At 69.9% G+C, this 13665-nt stretch carries 14 protein-coding genes; 13 read left to right on the top strand and 1 reads right to left on the bottom strand.

What is annotated here, in order from left to right:
• On the top strand, nt 1-991 hold a 991-nt coding region (locus tag ACTVZP_RS21815; RefSeq protein ID WP_443214242.1), incomplete at its 5' end, for a terminase TerL endonuclease subunit.
• 70 nt (nt 992-1061) lie between these two features.
• Here ACTVZP_RS21815 and ACTVZP_RS21810 read toward each other — a convergent pair.
• Nucleotides 1062-1748: a hypothetical protein gene (locus tag ACTVZP_RS21810; protein ID WP_443214241.1), complete on the bottom strand. Its 687-nt coding sequence runs from the start codon at nt 1746-1748 to the stop codon at nt 1062-1064.
• Nucleotides 1749-2086: 338 nt separating this feature from the next.
• Here ACTVZP_RS21810 and ACTVZP_RS21805 point away from each other — a divergent pair, with 338 nt between their 5' ends.
• The 12 genes from ACTVZP_RS21805 to ACTVZP_RS21750 all read left to right on the top strand — a co-directional run bounded on the left by ACTVZP_RS21805 (nt 2087) and on the right by ACTVZP_RS21750 (nt 13601).
• A complete protein-coding gene (locus tag ACTVZP_RS21805; RefSeq protein WP_443214240.1) occupies nt 2087-3355 on the top strand; it encodes a phage portal protein in 1269 nt (422 codons plus the stop codon).
• Nucleotides 3352-4332 carry a S49 family peptidase gene (locus ACTVZP_RS21800; RefSeq protein ID WP_443214239.1) on the top strand — a complete coding sequence of 327 codons (981 nt, stop codon included), beginning with the start codon at nt 3352-3354 and terminating at the stop codon, nt 4330-4332. Before ACTVZP_RS21805 ends, ACTVZP_RS21800 begins: the two co-directional genes overlap by 4 nt.
• Nucleotides 4333-4499: 167 nt before the next feature.
• Nucleotides 4500-5834 carry a phage major capsid protein gene (locus tag ACTVZP_RS21795; RefSeq protein ID WP_443214238.1) on the top strand — a complete coding sequence of 445 codons (1335 nt, stop codon included), beginning with the start codon at nt 4500-4502 and terminating at the stop codon, nt 5832-5834.
• 134 nt (nt 5835-5968) lie between these two features.
• Nucleotides 5969-6265: a hypothetical protein gene (locus tag ACTVZP_RS21790; RefSeq protein WP_443214237.1), complete on the top strand. Its 297-nt coding sequence runs from the start codon at nt 5969-5971 to the stop codon at nt 6263-6265.
• A gap of 4 nt (nt 6266-6269) precedes the next feature.
• Complete coding sequence (locus tag ACTVZP_RS21785) at nt 6270-6776, top strand: hypothetical protein (RefSeq protein WP_443214236.1); 507 nt, start codon at nt 6270-6272, stop codon at nt 6774-6776.
• 37 nt (nt 6777-6813) lie between these two features.
• On the top strand, nt 6814-7140 hold the full coding sequence (locus ACTVZP_RS21780; RefSeq protein ID WP_443214235.1) for a head-tail adaptor protein: 327 nt from the start codon (nt 6814-6816) through the stop codon (nt 7138-7140).
• On the top strand, nt 7137-7607 hold the full coding sequence (locus tag ACTVZP_RS21775; protein ID WP_443214234.1) for an HK97-gp10 family putative phage morphogenesis protein: 471 nt from the start codon (nt 7137-7139) through the stop codon (nt 7605-7607). Before ACTVZP_RS21780 ends, ACTVZP_RS21775 begins: the two co-directional genes overlap by 4 nt.
• A 4-nt stretch (nt 7608-7611) precedes the next feature.
• Entirely contained in the window at nt 7612-7992 is a 381-nt protein-coding gene (locus ACTVZP_RS21770; protein ID WP_443214233.1) for a DUF3168 domain-containing protein, read from the top strand.
• A gap of 9 nt (nt 7993-8001) precedes the next feature.
• Entirely contained in the window at nt 8002-8442 is a 441-nt protein-coding gene (locus ACTVZP_RS21765) for a phage tail protein (RefSeq protein ID WP_101341717.1), read from the top strand.
• The gene (locus ACTVZP_RS21760) at nt 8439-8831 is read left to right on the top strand and encodes a hypothetical protein (protein ID WP_443214232.1); all 393 of its coding nucleotides are present in this window, start codon (nt 8439-8441) and stop codon (nt 8829-8831) included. Before ACTVZP_RS21765 ends, ACTVZP_RS21760 begins: the two co-directional genes overlap by 4 nt.
• 83 nt (nt 8832-8914) lie before the next feature.
• Nucleotides 8915-9151 carry a hypothetical protein gene (locus ACTVZP_RS21755; RefSeq protein WP_443214231.1) on the top strand — a complete coding sequence of 79 codons (237 nt, stop codon included), beginning with the start codon at nt 8915-8917 and terminating at the stop codon, nt 9149-9151.
• 64 nt (nt 9152-9215) lie between these two features.
• Nucleotides 9216-13601, top strand: coding sequence for a tail tape measure protein (locus tag ACTVZP_RS21750; RefSeq protein WP_443214230.1), 4386 nt, complete (start codon nt 9216-9218; stop codon nt 13599-13601).
• Nucleotides 13602-13665: the final 64 nt, after the last annotated feature.

Raw genomic sequence — 13665 nt, 5'->3', positions numbered from 1 at the left:
CGCCCAGCCGATCGACTGGGCGATCACCACCGCCGGCGCGGACCGCGCGAGCCTCTGCGGCGAGATGCGCGACTATGCCGAGGAGGTGGTGCGGGGCACGGTCAGCGACGACAGCTTCTTCGCCTATGTGGCCGAGCCCCCGCCCGACTGCGACGTGGGCGACCCCCGCTTCTGGAAGATGGCGAACCCGAACCTCGGGGTGGCCTTCTCGGAAGAACGCTTCGGCGAGATGTACCGCGAGGCCACGGTGATCTCGGGCAAGATGCCGAACTTCCGCCGGCTGCACATGAACCTCTGGACCGAAGGCGCCCAGACCTGGATCGCGCGCGACGTCTGGGACCGCGGCGCCGAGCCCTTCGACCCGCGGTCGCTCTACGGCCTGCCCGCCTGGGTCGGGCTCGATCTGTCGAAGACCACCGACCTCACCGCGATCTCGGTCGCCGTGCCGAAGGACGGCCAGATCTATCTGCTGGCCTATTCCTTCCTCCCCGAGGGTCCGAAGGGCTTCATCGCCCGCGCCCAGAAGGAGAAGCGTGAATATGTCGCCTGGCGCGATGCAGGCTGGCTCGAGGTCCATTCCGGCGGCGTGATCGACGAGGATCAGGTGATCGAGCGGCTCGAGACGATCCGGGCGCGGTTCGACCTGCGCGAGCTCGCCTATGACCGTTGGGGGATGAAGTACATGGCGAAGGAGCTCCTGAAGCGGCGCTTCCCGCTGGTCGAGCACGGGCAGGGCTATGGCTCGATGTCCTCGCCGATGAAGCGCTTCGAGGAGGCGGTGGCGAAGGGCCGGATCCGGCACGCGGGCAACCCGGTGCTGGCCTGGGCGGTGGGCAACGTGCACCGCGACGAGGATGCGGTCGAGAACATCAAGCCGAACAAGGCCCGCTCGAAGGGCCGGATCGACCCGGCGGTGGCCGCGATCATGGCCTTGGGGCGCGCCGAGGCCGCCGAAGGCCGCCGCCGCGCACGGGAAGTGGAGACGGCGTGAGCGGAGGCCTCCGGCCCTACTCTACCCCGGGGTCGACATTGCGGACGAAGCGTACCGCTCAGTTGATGGACTAAAGAGGAGAGCTTGTTGAGCAGGTCAGGAAGGCAGTGACGTCTTCTTGCAACGCCCGCCAGTTCGGTAGCTCGACACGCCGATAATCCAGTTCAACATCCACTCCGGCGGCGCGGAACCAGTGAATGCAGATGGGATAGTTGGCGCTGAGTGGCGTGTCGCATGTGAGGACGGAGGACAAGGAACCAATTGAATCGAGGGAGACGAACACCTCGCGCTCATTCGGTCTTTGCTTTTGGCCATCTCCCCGACGAAGTGACAGCAAGCCGAACGGTCCGTCACTGCGAGGCAGGTCGGAGAAGGTGGGGGGCACCCTCACCGTGGTGACGTCTTTCTCGACGTGGTATTCCGCGAGCTCCTCCAGCGGAATTCGGTCACTGATCACAAATGTCATCCAGTTCCAGATGTCCTGCTTATTGCGGCGTCCGGTTTCCGCGCGGCTGACGGGAAGAAAGGTCCCGATTTCCACACGGAATAGCTCGGCGGTGTCAGCGAATCCGTCCCTCCGGTCCCAGAAATCCTCGAAGAATGGTTTTGGGATTCGGAGCTGAACCTGGCGGTTCTCCAAATCCATGATCAAGGATTGTGAAACATAGTCTGCCTCGTCAGTGAAGGCGACGCAGGGTGTACGGCTTTCGGCCAACAGCGTGGGTTCGGTAGCGACAGGCTCCGCAAGGGCACCCACGGACAATAGCATCGAGGCGAGAATGGAGCAGCTGCCACAGGCCACCGCAAGGGGAACAGCGCGCTTACGCTCATAAAGACACTCGTTAAACAACTAAGCCTCCACTATCTGACATCGGCCCGGCGGAAACGTCTGCCTGACAACGAACCTACTCGTCTTCCTTTCAACCACAACAGCGCACCAATAAGCCGCAATTGTGACGACGATTAAGGCAGGCTGCCCACCGGTAGAAGCTCGGAGCGGACACTGCGTTTCCAGAGCCTGAAGCTCTCACCAGCATCACGAAAGCGAACAGCAGGCGCTCCCCGCGGGAACGTCTGGCGGAAGGAAGGACCGGCATGAGCAGATGGCCGCGATTTGGCGCTTCGCGACTAGCGGGCGCCTCCGTCCGCGCCGAGCCGCCTGTGACGGCGCCGCAGGCCTCGGCCGAGGCGAGCGGCACGGCCGCGCCGAAGCCCTGGCTGCAGGAGGTCGGCTGGAGCTCGGGCGGCGCGAGCCGGATCCGCACCCTGCCCCGCGTCTCGGCCGAGATCGCGCAGCGCCATGCCACGGTCTATGCCTGCTGCGCCGTCATCGCGGGCGATCTCGCCAAGGTGCCGCTGAAGCTCTTCCAGCGCACCGGCGACGGGCGCGAGGTCCGGGTCCGCGAGCACGCGGCGCCCTATCTTCTCAACGTGGAAGCCGCGCCGGGCGTGGCGGCCTCGGTGGTGCGGTTCGCCCTGGGCTATGCCTTCACACTTCGCGGCAATGCCTTCGCATGGGCGCCGCGCGACGGGGCGGGCGAGCTCGAGCTGATCGATCTGGTGCGCCAGTCCGGCTGCAGCGTGCTCCGCGCCGGCCGGGACCGGTTCTACGACTTCGAGGATGGCGCGGGCCTCCGCCGCCGCGCCCCCGCCCGCGCCATGATCCACCTGCGTTACATGGCCGAGGACGGCTGGACGGGGCGCAGCCCGCTCGAGGTCGCGGCCGAGAGCGTGGGTCTCGCGCTGGCGGGCCAGGAGTCCGCCGCGCGCGCGGCCTCGGGCGTCACCGCCCGCGCGGTGATCCGGCTCCGCGACGATTACGAGGATGACGAGGCCCGCGTCAGGAGCGCCCGCCGGGTGGCTGCGGCGCTCCGCGCGCCGGAGGTCGAAGGCTTCCCGATCCTCGGCGAGGGCGAGGATGTCCAGACGCTCGACATGAAGGCCGCCGATCAGGAGCTCCTCGGCAGCCGCAAGTTCGACCGCGAGCAGATCGCCGCCATCTACCGGGTGCCGCCCGCGAAGCTGCAGATGATGGAATATGGCGTGAAGGCCAATGGCGAACAGCAGGCCATCGATTATCTGACCGACTGTCTTCTCCATTGGGCGAAGCAGGTCGAGGACCAGCTCGCGCTCGGCGTGCTGACCGAGGCCGAGCGCCGCGCGGGCCTCTTCTTCCGCCATGACTTCGGAGCCCTCCTGCGGCCCACCACGCGCGAGCGCTACGAGGCCCTCGCCAAGGCGGTTGGCGGTCCGATCCTGACCCCGAACGAGGCCCGGCGCATCGACGGTTACGACCCGATCGAGGGCGGCGACCGGCTGAACCCGGCGCCCAACATGACCCGCAGCGAGGAGACAGACCCATGACCCGCACTCTCGCCAGCCTCTTCGGCCCCCTGCAGCCCATGGCGCTGGCCGAGGATCTCGCGGCGCCCCTCCTCGCCCTCCCGATCCCGGAGGGCGCGGCCGGCGCCGCTTTCCCGGGATCGGAGGCCGGCCCGGCGGAGATCTTAGGGCCTTCCGGTATCGCCCTGCCGGCTGCGCTTGGGGCGAGCTCGGCGGCCGGCCCGAGCGTTCCCAACCGCTTCACCGTCTCGCGCGGCCTCGCCGTGGTGCCGGTGCGCGGGATCCTCACGCCGAACATGGTGCAGTACGAGCGCTGGTTCGGCTGGGCGACCTATCACGGGCTCGCCGAGACCCTCACCCACCTCGCCGCCAGCGAGGATGCCGCCGCCATCGTGCTGGAGATCGACAGCCCCGGCGGCCTCGTCTGCGGGATCGAAGCCGCGGCCGAGGCCATCGCGGCTGCAGCGGCCGTGAAGCCGGTCCATGCCCTCGTCTCCCCGCTCGCGGCCTCGGCCGCCTATTGGCTCGCCTCCCAAGCCACCGAGATCGTGATGACGCCGGGCGCCGTCGCGGGCTCCATCGGCGTGGCCTTGACCGCCGCAGCCCATGTCCAGCCCGGCGCGAACGGCGCGCAGATCTTCGAGATGAGCTCCCGCCACGCCCGCGCCAAACGCCCGGACGCCTCGACCGAAGCCGGCCGCGCCGAGCTCCAGCGCAGCCTCGATGAGGCCGAGGCCGCGTTCCACGCCGCCGTCTCCGCCGGCCGAGCCATCCCGGCGGCCGAGCTCGCCGCCCGCCTCAGCGTGACCGACGATCCGCAGGACGGCGGCGCCACCTTCCGCGGCACCGAGGCCATCCGCCGTGGCCTCGCCGACCGCACCGAGACCCGCGCCGCCTTCTACGCCCGCCTCACCGCCCGCACCGCGCCGAAGCCCCGCAGCCCCAGCCGCGCCTTCGCCGCCCGCGCCGCGGCGGCGGCAGCGCTCGCCCGGAGCTGACCGGCACGCCCTCTTTCTCGCGCACGCGCGCACCCGCGCAAGTCCGCACCCGCAGTTCCCCTAAATAGGGGAACTGTCCGAGCCCCTCCCCTTCACCCCTTCCCCATCCCCCGCCCGTGGCGGGGCCGTTCGGCTGCGCGGATGCAGCCCTGCCAAGAGAGGATCCCATGGCACGACAGAACCTCGACGACCTGCGCCGCGCCCGGAAGGCCGCGGCCGACACGATGGCCGCGGTGGCCGCCCGCATCGGCGCGCTCGAGGCGGCCGAGGCGCCCGACGCGGCAGCGCTCGAGGCCGAGACCGCGGCCTTCGCCGCAGCCGAGGCCGCCTTCGCCAGGGCCGATGCCGCGGTGACGCGCGCGGCGGCCGTCGAGGCTGCGCAGGCGGCTGCGGCCCAGGGCGATGGCGCGGGCGCCGGGAGCGGGACGGGTGCGGCCGGCGCAGATGCCGTGCCGGCGGTGGCCGCCGATCCGGCGCATCGCGGGGTGGCCGCGGGCTTCATGGTCCAGGCCCTCGCCCGCACCAAGGGCGACCGGGACAAGGCCGCCCGTCTCCTCGAGGCCGAGGGCCATGGCGCGATCTCGGCGGCCCTCTCGGGCGCGAGCGAAGGCGCGGGCGGCGTGACCATCCCGCGGCCCCAGGCGGCCGAGCTGATCGAGATGCTGCGCGCCCGCGTCGTGGTGCGCGCCTCGGGCGCCCGGACCCTGCCGATGCCCGCAGGCGAGATGCGGCACGCCAAGCAGGTGGGCTCGGCGGTGGCCGCCTATGCGGCCGAGAATGCCGCCATCGCCCCGAGCCAGCCCAGCTTCGACAAGATCGACCAGAGCTTCAAGAAACTGGTCGGCATGGTCCCCATCGGCAACTCGCTCCTGCGCCACTCGGGCGTGGCGATGGCGCAGCTCGTGCGCGACGACCTCCTGAAGGTCATGGCGCTGCGCGAGGATCTCGCGTTCCTCCGCGGCGACGGCAGTGCCGACACGCCGAAGGGGCTCCGGCACTGGATGCTGCCCGCGAACTGGTCTGCCGCTCCGGTCGCGGCCACGCCGGCGGCGGCCGAGGCGGCGATCCGGCGCGCGGTCTCGCTCGTCGAGGATGCCGACGTGGGCATGGTCTCGCCCGGCTGGATCATGCGGGCGTCGACGAAGAACTGGCTCGCGAGCCTGAAGGACGCGAACGGGAACCCGCTCTTCCCCTCCATTGGCGCCTCGGCGCAGCTCATGGGCTTCCCGATCCGCACGAGCTCGCAGATCCCCGACAACCTCGGCGCGGGCGGCGACGAGACCGAGATCTACTTCGGCGACTTCGACGAGGCGATGATCGGCGACAGCATGGCGCTGGTCGTGGGCTCCTCCACCGACGCGTCCTTCGTCGACGGCAATGGCGCGACCGTCTCCGCCTTCCAGAACGATCTGACCCTCATGCGCGCGATCTCCGAGCACGACTTCGCGCCCGCACATGACGAGGCCTTCGCCGGCTTCAACGGCTCCGGCTGGACGCTCTGACGCTGCGGCCGGCCTAGCGCCACCCTCCCCCGTCCGCCTCCCTCCTCGGCCCCGGTGCTCCCCGGGGCCGAACTCGTTCGGGCGCCCCCTTCCCCTTTCCCCCGGCGCCTCCCCCCTTTCTCCCGGAGAGATCCATGAAGACCATCGTCACCTTCATCCGCCCCTGGAGCCGCTACAACCGCGGCGAGACCGCAGGCTTCGACCCCGCCACGGCCGCAGGCCTGATCGGCATCCATGCCGTGCCGTATCGGCCTGCCGAGGTGGCACCCGCCGCGATCCCGGCCGCTGCCCCTGCCTCCGCTCCCGCACCTGCAGCGCCGGAATCGGCTCCCGCCCCGAGCTTCGAGACCGCCATGGCCGCGCTCGAGATCCCGGCCGAGACCGCGCCGAAGGCCGGTGCCGACCTGCCGGTGCAGGGCCGGCGGAAGTAACCCCATGCGCGTGATCGAGCCCCCGGCGCTCGCGGTATCGGTCGAGGCCTTCAAGCGGGCGGTCCATCTCGACGGGCCCGACGACGATCTCCTGATCGCCGAGCTCCTCGCCGCCGCCACCGAGGTGGTCGAGACCGCCGCCCGCCGCGCCCTCATGCCCCGGCTCGTCGCCTTCGAGACCCCGGCCGGGCGCTGGTCGCGCTGGTATCTGCCCATCGCGCCGGTGATCGAGCTGGTCGAGATCTCCGACCCCGCCGTGAGGCTCGTGCGCGGTTTCACCGAGCCCGCGCTCGAGCGACCTGCGGCGGACGGCGCGGTCAGCCTCACCGCGCTCTGCGGCCACGAGGATCCGGCCCGGATCCCGCGCGGCCTCTGGCAGGCGGTGATCCTGCTCGCCAAGGAATGGCACGATGCAGGCATCGGCCCGGCCGAGAGCGCGCCGCCGCTCTCCTTCGGCATCCAGCGGCTGATCCGGCAGGCGCGCTACGCCCGGCCGATGGTGTCGGAATGAGAGCCTCCGCCTTTGCCGCCCCCTCCCCGGAGGCCGCATGAGTGCCCCGCGCTTCGACCGCCGGATCCAGATCCAGCGCGCCACCCTCGCCGACGACGGCTTCGCCTCGGTCGAGGTCTGGGCCGATCATGGCCCGCCGCTCTGGGCTGCAAAGGCAGACCTGAGCGACGGCGAGCGCTGGAGCGCCGGCGAGGTGGCGGCCAGCGTCACCACCCGCTTCACGCTCCACCGCACCGCCTTCGCGAGGGGCCTTACGTCGAAGGATCGGCTCCTCTGTGACGGCCGCAGCTTCGAGATCTCCGGCATCAAGGAAAGCGGCTGCCGCTTTCTCGAACTGACCTGTTCCGCGAGGACCGACCGATGAGCGTCACCGTCTCCGTCACCGGCCTCCGCGAGCTCGAGGCACAGCTTGCAAAGCTCTCGAAGGCCGCGGGCAAGGCGGCCCTGCGGCGGGCGCTGAAGACGGCGGCCCAGCCCCTCGCCGATCTGGCTGAGAGCAAGGCCCCGGTCGGCGACACCCACACGCTCGCGCCCTCGATCACGGTCGGGACGCGCCTCAGCAGGCGGCAGGCGAAGCGGCATCGCCGCATGTTCCGCGACGACCGGGCCAGCGTCGAGATGTTCGTGGGCGCGGGGCCGCCGCCGAGCGCGCATAACCAGGAGTTCGGCAACATCCACATGGCGGCCCAGCCCTTCCTCCGCCCGGCATGGGATGAGGACCGCGAGGCCCTTCTCGACCGCCTCAAGGGCGAATTGAGGACCGAGATCCAGAAAGCCGTCATCCGCGCCAAGAAGCGCGCGGCCCGGGCCGCGGCCAGGGCGCGGGGCTGACGCGATGGAGGAAGACCTCCGCGCGCTTCTGCTGGCCTCCGGCGGGGTGACGGCCCTCGTGGACGCCCGCGTCAACTTCGGCCGCCACCCGCAGGGCGAGCCGCTCCCGGCGCTCGTGCTCACCACCGTCAGCGACCGCGAGGGGCTGACCCTCGCCGGGCCGGACGGGCTGCAGCGGGCCCGCGTCCAGATCGACTGCTACGCCGGGAGCTACGGCGCAGCCAAAGAGCTTTCCCGCGCCGTGCGCGCCGTGCTCCACGGCCACAGCGGCGGCGGGTTCCGGGGTGTCTTCCTCGACGGCGCGCGCGACCTCCGCGAGCCGGGCGACGACACCGGGCGGCCCTTCCGGGTCTCGCTCGACTTTCTCACCATCTACTCAGCATAGGAGGGCCGGATGGCCTCGAAACAGATCATCGCCTACGGGGCCGAGGTGGAGCGCTCCACCGATGGCGCCACATGGAGCGCGATCCCGGAAGCCAAAGGCATCGCCGTGCCTGCCGTCGAGCAGGATTATCAGGACGTGACCTCGCTCGACAGCGAGGGCGGCTATCGCGAGTACATCAAGGGGCTGAAGGACATCGGCCAGATCACCATCCCGATGGGCTACACCTCGGCGGGCTACGCCGCGATGATCGCCGATCAGGAGGCCGCGCACCCGATCCATTACCGCGTGACGATGAAGCCCGCCCCGGACCAGAGCACGGGCGACGTGTTCGAGTTCCGCGGCTTCCCGGTGCCGCAGCTCGAGGCCGGCGACCTCGGCGCCCCGGTCGGCATCAACCTCAACATCCGCGGGACCGGCGCCCCGACCTGGACGCGGGGGACGGAGGCATGAACGGGATGCGCGGGGCGGTTCCTTTCGAGGCGGAGGGGCGCGAGCGCTTCCTCCGGCTCACCACCAATGCCCAGGTCCGCTATCAGGAGCGGGCCGGGGAGACCCTTGTCGATGCCATCGTGGCGATGCAGGGCGAGGCGTCGCAGGGCGACATGCTGCGGCTCCGGCGCCTGATCTGGGCCGGCATGGGCCACGAGGGTCTGAGCGAGGATGCGGCGGGCGACCTGATCGACGAGATCGGGCTGGCCGAGGCCTCGCGGCTTCTGGGCGAGGCGATCCGCGCGGCCTTTCCGGAGGCGGCGAAGGCCGAGGCCGCCACCGAGACCGAGGCTCCCGAGGGAAACGCCCCGGCGCCGGCGAAGCCGAAAGCCAAGCCGGCCGCGACCTGATCGAGGACCTCCTCGCCCGGTGGCTCGCCGCCGGGCAGGACACGGAACTGTTCTGGCGGCTCACCCCGCGCGAGGTGCTGGGGGTGCTCGATGGCGACTACAAGCGGCGCAGGCGCGAGATCGAGGACCGGCGCGTGCTCCAGCACGAGCTTGCGACCCTCGTGGCCTTCGCCTTCCACCAGCCGGGCAGGATCCCGGACTACAAGGCGCCGGCAGAGGTGGACGCGCCGCCGCCTCGGAAGGCGGAGGCCGGCTGGGATGCCGACCACGAACAGGTGCGCGGGTTGCTCATCGGGATGGTCCTGAGGGGGCGCGGGTGATCCCCCATCCATCGCAACATGAACAGGCCGCCTCCGGGCGGCCTTATTTATGAGGACGCGTCCCATGTCGGCAGTCATCGGCGCACTCCGGGTCAACCTGGGCCTGGACAGCGCGCAGTTCCAGCAGGGCCTGAAGAAGGCGCAGTCCTCTCTCGGCGATGCAGCCAAGGCGTTCGGCGCGCTGGCGGCGGTGGTGGGGGCGACGGTCGGCGCCGCCATGACGGCTATCGTCGCGCCGACTGCGCGCGCGGCAAACGAGATCTCGCGGCTTTCGCAGGTCGCCAACACCACGCCGCAGACACTGCAGCGCTGGTCTGCCGCATCGAGGACCGTGGGCATCGAGCAGGAGAAGCTGGCCGACATCCTGAAGGACGTGAACGACAAGGTGGGCGACTTCCTCTCGACAGGCGGCGGCGAGATGAAGGACTTCTTCGAGAAGATCGCGCCGCGCGTCGGTGTGACCGCAGACCAGTTCCGCAAGCTCTCCGGCCCGCAGGCGCTGCAGCTCTATGTCTCGAGCCTCGAGAAGGCGGGCGTCTCGCAGGCACAGATGACCTTCTACATGGAGGCCATCGCGAACGACGCGACCCTCCTTCTGCCGCTTCTGCGGAACAACGGCCTGGAGATGGAGCGGCTTGGCGCGGCGGCTGCAGGTCTCGGCGCGGTGCTGGGTGATGACGCGGTTGAGGCTCTGCGGCGGGCGCACCTCGCGCTCGGCGATGTGTCCATTGCGGTTCAGGGCGCGCGCGACCGCATGGCGGCTGAACTGGCCCCGGCGGTCGAGGCCATGGCAAAGGCCTTCACCAACTCCATGCGCGAGGGCGGCGCCCTGCGGACGGTTCTGGACGGTCTCGGTGCTGCCATCGGAACCCTTGCTGAAAATACCGGAAGGATCGCGAGCTACCTCGGCACCGCGGCAGTGGCCGGAGCTATCGCCTTCCGTGGCGCGATCTACGCCGCCGCGACGGCGACGTGGGGCTTCGTCTCGGCGCTGGTTGCGACACGGGCCGCGCTCATCAGGACAGGGCTCGGCATTGCCATCGTGGCCGTGGGCGAGCTGGTCTATCAGATGACGCGAGCGGTTGAGGCAACGGGCAGCGTTGGCCGTGCCTTCCAGTGGATGGGCAATATCGCCGTAGCAGCGGCCTACAAGTTCGAGGCGGCGTTCCTGCGCGCGATCAACACTGTTCTAGGCTCGTTCGCGGAAATGACGTGGTCGATCGCTGAAGAACTGAACAAACTCTTCCAGACCGATATGTTCAGTGGGGTGCTGTGGCCGCCCCACGGGGCTAACAGGAACACCATCACGATGGACCTGGAAAACGCGGCTGACGCGGCGGATGCTGCCGCAGCCGCTGCGCAGGCTGCAGCCGATGCCCTCGTGAACGTCGGGGATGCAGCCGATGGGGCAGCGCCGTCCGTGGCCGGCCTTGGCGAGGGCATGTCCGACCTTGGGGACAGTGCGGGTGGCGCCAGGAAAAAGCTCTCCGACCTGGTCGCTGCCGCGAAGGAGTGGAAGGAGCGGCTGAAGACGCCGGTCGAGAAATACCGCGAGGAGATCGCCAGGCTGGGAGAGCTTCTGAAGAAGGGCCTGCTCTCGGCTGACGACCATCGGCGCGCCATCGGCGAACTGAACAAGGACCTCGGCGACGGCATTCCGCTCATCAATGACGTGGCGACGGCCTGGGGCGAGTTCGTGACCGGCGGGTTCAAGGACTTCAAGGGGTTCGTCAGCAGCGTTCTCGGAAGCTTCAAGAGCATGCTGGCCGAGATGATCGCGACCGCGGCGCGCAACCGGATTGTGATCGGGCTTGGCCTCGGGGCATCCGGCAGCGTGGCTGACGCAGCCGGTGCGGCCGTGACCGGCGGCGCTGGCGGCCTCGGGATGCTGGGCAGCCTCTTCGGCGGTGGTGGCGGCGGCGGGTTCCTTGGCGGCATCGGCGGCGCGCTGTCCGCCTTCGGCACCGGCGCCTGGGGCGCGCTCTCGAACTTCGCGACGGGCGGCTTCGCTGGAGGTTTCGCCTATATCGGCCAGTCCTTGACGATGGCAACCAGCGGCCTGTCCGGGCTGGCCATGGCGGCCGGCGCCATCCTCGGCCCGATTGCCGCCGTGGCGGCCGCCTTCTCGTTCTTCGGGACGAAGACGAAGCTGCTGGACGCCGGCCTGCGGATCACCGTGCGCGACCTCGACGCGATGATCGAGACCTACAGGAAGGTGGAGAAGTCGAAGTTCGGCGGCCTGTCGAAGTCGACCAGCACGAGCTACGACGCCGCCAGCGCCGAGGTCGCGAACCCGATCCTCAAGGCCATCGGCGACATGCAGACGGCGATCCTCGAGACCGCGGATGCCCTCGGCGTCGGCCGGGACGCCTTCGATGACTTCGCGGCCAGCGTGAAGTTCTCGACCAAGGGTCTCTCGGATGAAGAGATCGGCGAGAGGCTGCAGGAGCAGCTGACCGAGCTGGGCGATGCCTTCGCCGCCCGTGCCTTCGGCTATGTCGGGGTTAACGACGACGCCATCCAGGCACTCGAAGAGAATATCGCGGCCGGCGTCTTCGAGGGTGTCATGGGTGGGTTCGCCGGCCTGCCGGATCGAGTGCGCGAGATGCTGGGACGCACGTTCGCCAACCGCGAGCTCGACAGTCTCATCGCGAACAACGACCTCGTGTCCACCGACGCGACCCTCGCGGCGTTGGTCCATGAGGGTGAGGGTTTTGCGGCGGCCCTGCAGCGGCTCATGACCTCCATGCAGGGGGTGAACGCGATCATGGACACGCTCGGCCACACGTTCGAGGCGGTGGACATGATCACGGCCGGCATGGCGTCGGACATCGCTGATGCGTTCGGCGGGCTTGAGGCCATGGGGCAGGCGACCTCGGCTTACTATCAGGCCTTCTACACCGAGGCAGAGCGGCTTGAGACGCTGACCCGGCAGACGACCGAGGCGCTGGCCGATTACAACATTTTGCTGCCCGCTACCCGCGCGCAGTACCGCGCCCTGATCGAGGCGCAGGACCTCACGACAGAGCGCGGGCGCGAGACCTATGCCGCGCTGATCTCCATGTCGGGTGCCATGGACCAGGTGCTCCCCCAGATCGACGGCATGACGGCCGCGATCTCCGGCATGGTGACCGGCGTCATCACGAGCGTAGATGACGTTATCGGGCGCGTGACGGACATCAGCCGCGCGGCGGCCCAGTCAGCCAAGGCGTGGCGGACCATCTCGGACGGCCTGCGGAACTTCGTCGATGCCGCGCGCCGGACGGTGAGCGAGCTGATCTCGCCGCAGATGGCTTTGGCGCAGGCGCGGCGGCAATACGGGGCCGCCGTCTCCGCCACCATGCGCGGCGACCAGGACGCGGGCGGCACGGTCGCAGGCCTCGCGGGGGCCTACATTGATGCAGCCACCCGGACAGCCGCCACTGCCGTGGACGCCGCCCGCCTCCAGGCGCGCGTGCTGGCAGAGGTCTCCGCACTGTCCGACCTCACCGATGCGCAAGCGACCTACGAGGAGCAGATCGTCACGCTGGCCGAGCAGCAGCTTACGGTGCTGGGCGATCTGCGCGACTACCTCACCTCGGGTGTCGAGCTGGACCCGACGCAGATCAGGGGATATCTGACAGAGATCACTGGCATCGCGGACCGGTCGATTGCGGCACCGATTGCGGGCCTGAGCACGGATCTGTCAGAGGCCTTGGCTGGTCTGTCGTCTCCGATGGGCGAGCTCAGGGGGCATCTGCGCGACTTGGCCGCCGCCGTGCGGGCGGAGACTACGCGGGCGCTCGATCAGGAGCGGAGGCAGGCAGCCATCAGCGCCGCGGTCAACCGGGTGGCCGCGGCCGAGCAGCGGCTCGCAGCCGCCAAGGCGGGGGTGGCGTCGGCGGTCAGCGACGTGAACGCCTTCGACGCCCAGACGCAAGGTTGGTTCGTGGATGCCGACGGCAACAGCGCCGCACCGACCATCGACGCCAACGGGTTCCTCAGCTTCAACGCCACGGGCATCCGTGATGCCGGCGACGATATTGCGGCCTGGCGCGAAACATTCTGGGGTCCGGATGGCCTGCAGCGTCAGATGAACCAAGCCAACCAATCTGCTCTTGCTGCCCAGGCACAGCTTGAGCGGATCATGGAGGGCGCCCGCGAGGCGATCCGCGCGGCAGGCGGTGTGCCGAGCTTCGCCGGCGGCGGCGTCCATGCCGGCGGGCTCCGCCTCGTCGGCGAGCAGGGACCCGAGCTCGAGGTGACCGGCCCGTCCCGGATCTACAGCGCCAGCCAGACGCGAGACCTGCTCGACACCCGCGAGATGGTCGCCGAGATGCGGGCGATGCGCGAGGAGCTGGCGCGGATGCGCGCCGAGAACACGCAGCTCGCGCTGCGGATCGAGCAGAACACCTACACCTCCGCCAGCATCGCGCGGCGTGAGGAGCGGCGGACCCTCTCGGAGGCCTGACAGGATGAAGATGATTGCGCCCATCCCCGTGACCGATGCGGTGATGGCCTCCTCCAACGTGCCG

This window comes from Rhodobacter sp. NSM (genome assembly GCF_052244495.1).
GTDB lineage: Bacteria > Pseudomonadota > Alphaproteobacteria > Rhodobacterales > Rhodobacteraceae > Cereibacter_A.
The sequence above is the reverse complement of the archived record's forward strand: the minus strand, read 5'-3'. Positions and strand labels throughout refer to the sequence as shown.

What these genes read in the sequence shown, in the direction of transcription:
- ACTVZP_RS21770 (WP_443214233.1), top strand. Translation starts at nt 7,612, where the DNA reads ATGGAGGAAGACCTCCGCGCGCTTCTGCTGGCCTCCGGCGGGGTGACG.
- ACTVZP_RS21750 (WP_443214230.1), top strand. Translation starts at nt 9,216, where the DNA reads ATGTCGGCAGTCATCGGCGCACTCCGGGTCAACCTGGGCCTGGACAGC.
- ACTVZP_RS21790 (WP_443214237.1), top strand. Translation starts at nt 5,969, where the DNA reads ATGAAGACCATCGTCACCTTCATCCGCCCCTGGAGCCGCTACAACCGC.
- ACTVZP_RS21785 (WP_443214236.1), top strand. Translation starts at nt 6,270, where the DNA reads ATGCGCGTGATCGAGCCCCCGGCGCTCGCGGTATCGGTCGAGGCCTTC.
- ACTVZP_RS21800 (WP_443214239.1), top strand. Translation starts at nt 3,352, where the DNA reads ATGACCCGCACTCTCGCCAGCCTCTTCGGCCCCCTGCAGCCCATGGCG.
- ACTVZP_RS21775 (WP_443214234.1), top strand. Translation starts at nt 7,137, where the DNA reads ATGAGCGTCACCGTCTCCGTCACCGGCCTCCGCGAGCTCGAGGCACAG.
- ACTVZP_RS21765 (WP_101341717.1), top strand. Translation starts at nt 8,002, where the DNA reads ATGGCCTCGAAACAGATCATCGCCTACGGGGCCGAGGTGGAGCGCTCC.
- ACTVZP_RS21780 (WP_443214235.1), top strand. Translation starts at nt 6,814, where the DNA reads ATGAGTGCCCCGCGCTTCGACCGCCGGATCCAGATCCAGCGCGCCACC.
- ACTVZP_RS21795 (WP_443214238.1), top strand. Translation starts at nt 4,500, where the DNA reads ATGGCACGACAGAACCTCGACGACCTGCGCCGCGCCCGGAAGGCCGCG.
- ACTVZP_RS21805 (WP_443214240.1), top strand. Translation starts at nt 2,087, where the DNA reads ATGAGCAGATGGCCGCGATTTGGCGCTTCGCGACTAGCGGGCGCCTCC.
- ACTVZP_RS21760 (WP_443214232.1), top strand. Translation starts at nt 8,439, where the DNA reads ATGAACGGGATGCGCGGGGCGGTTCCTTTCGAGGCGGAGGGGCGCGAG.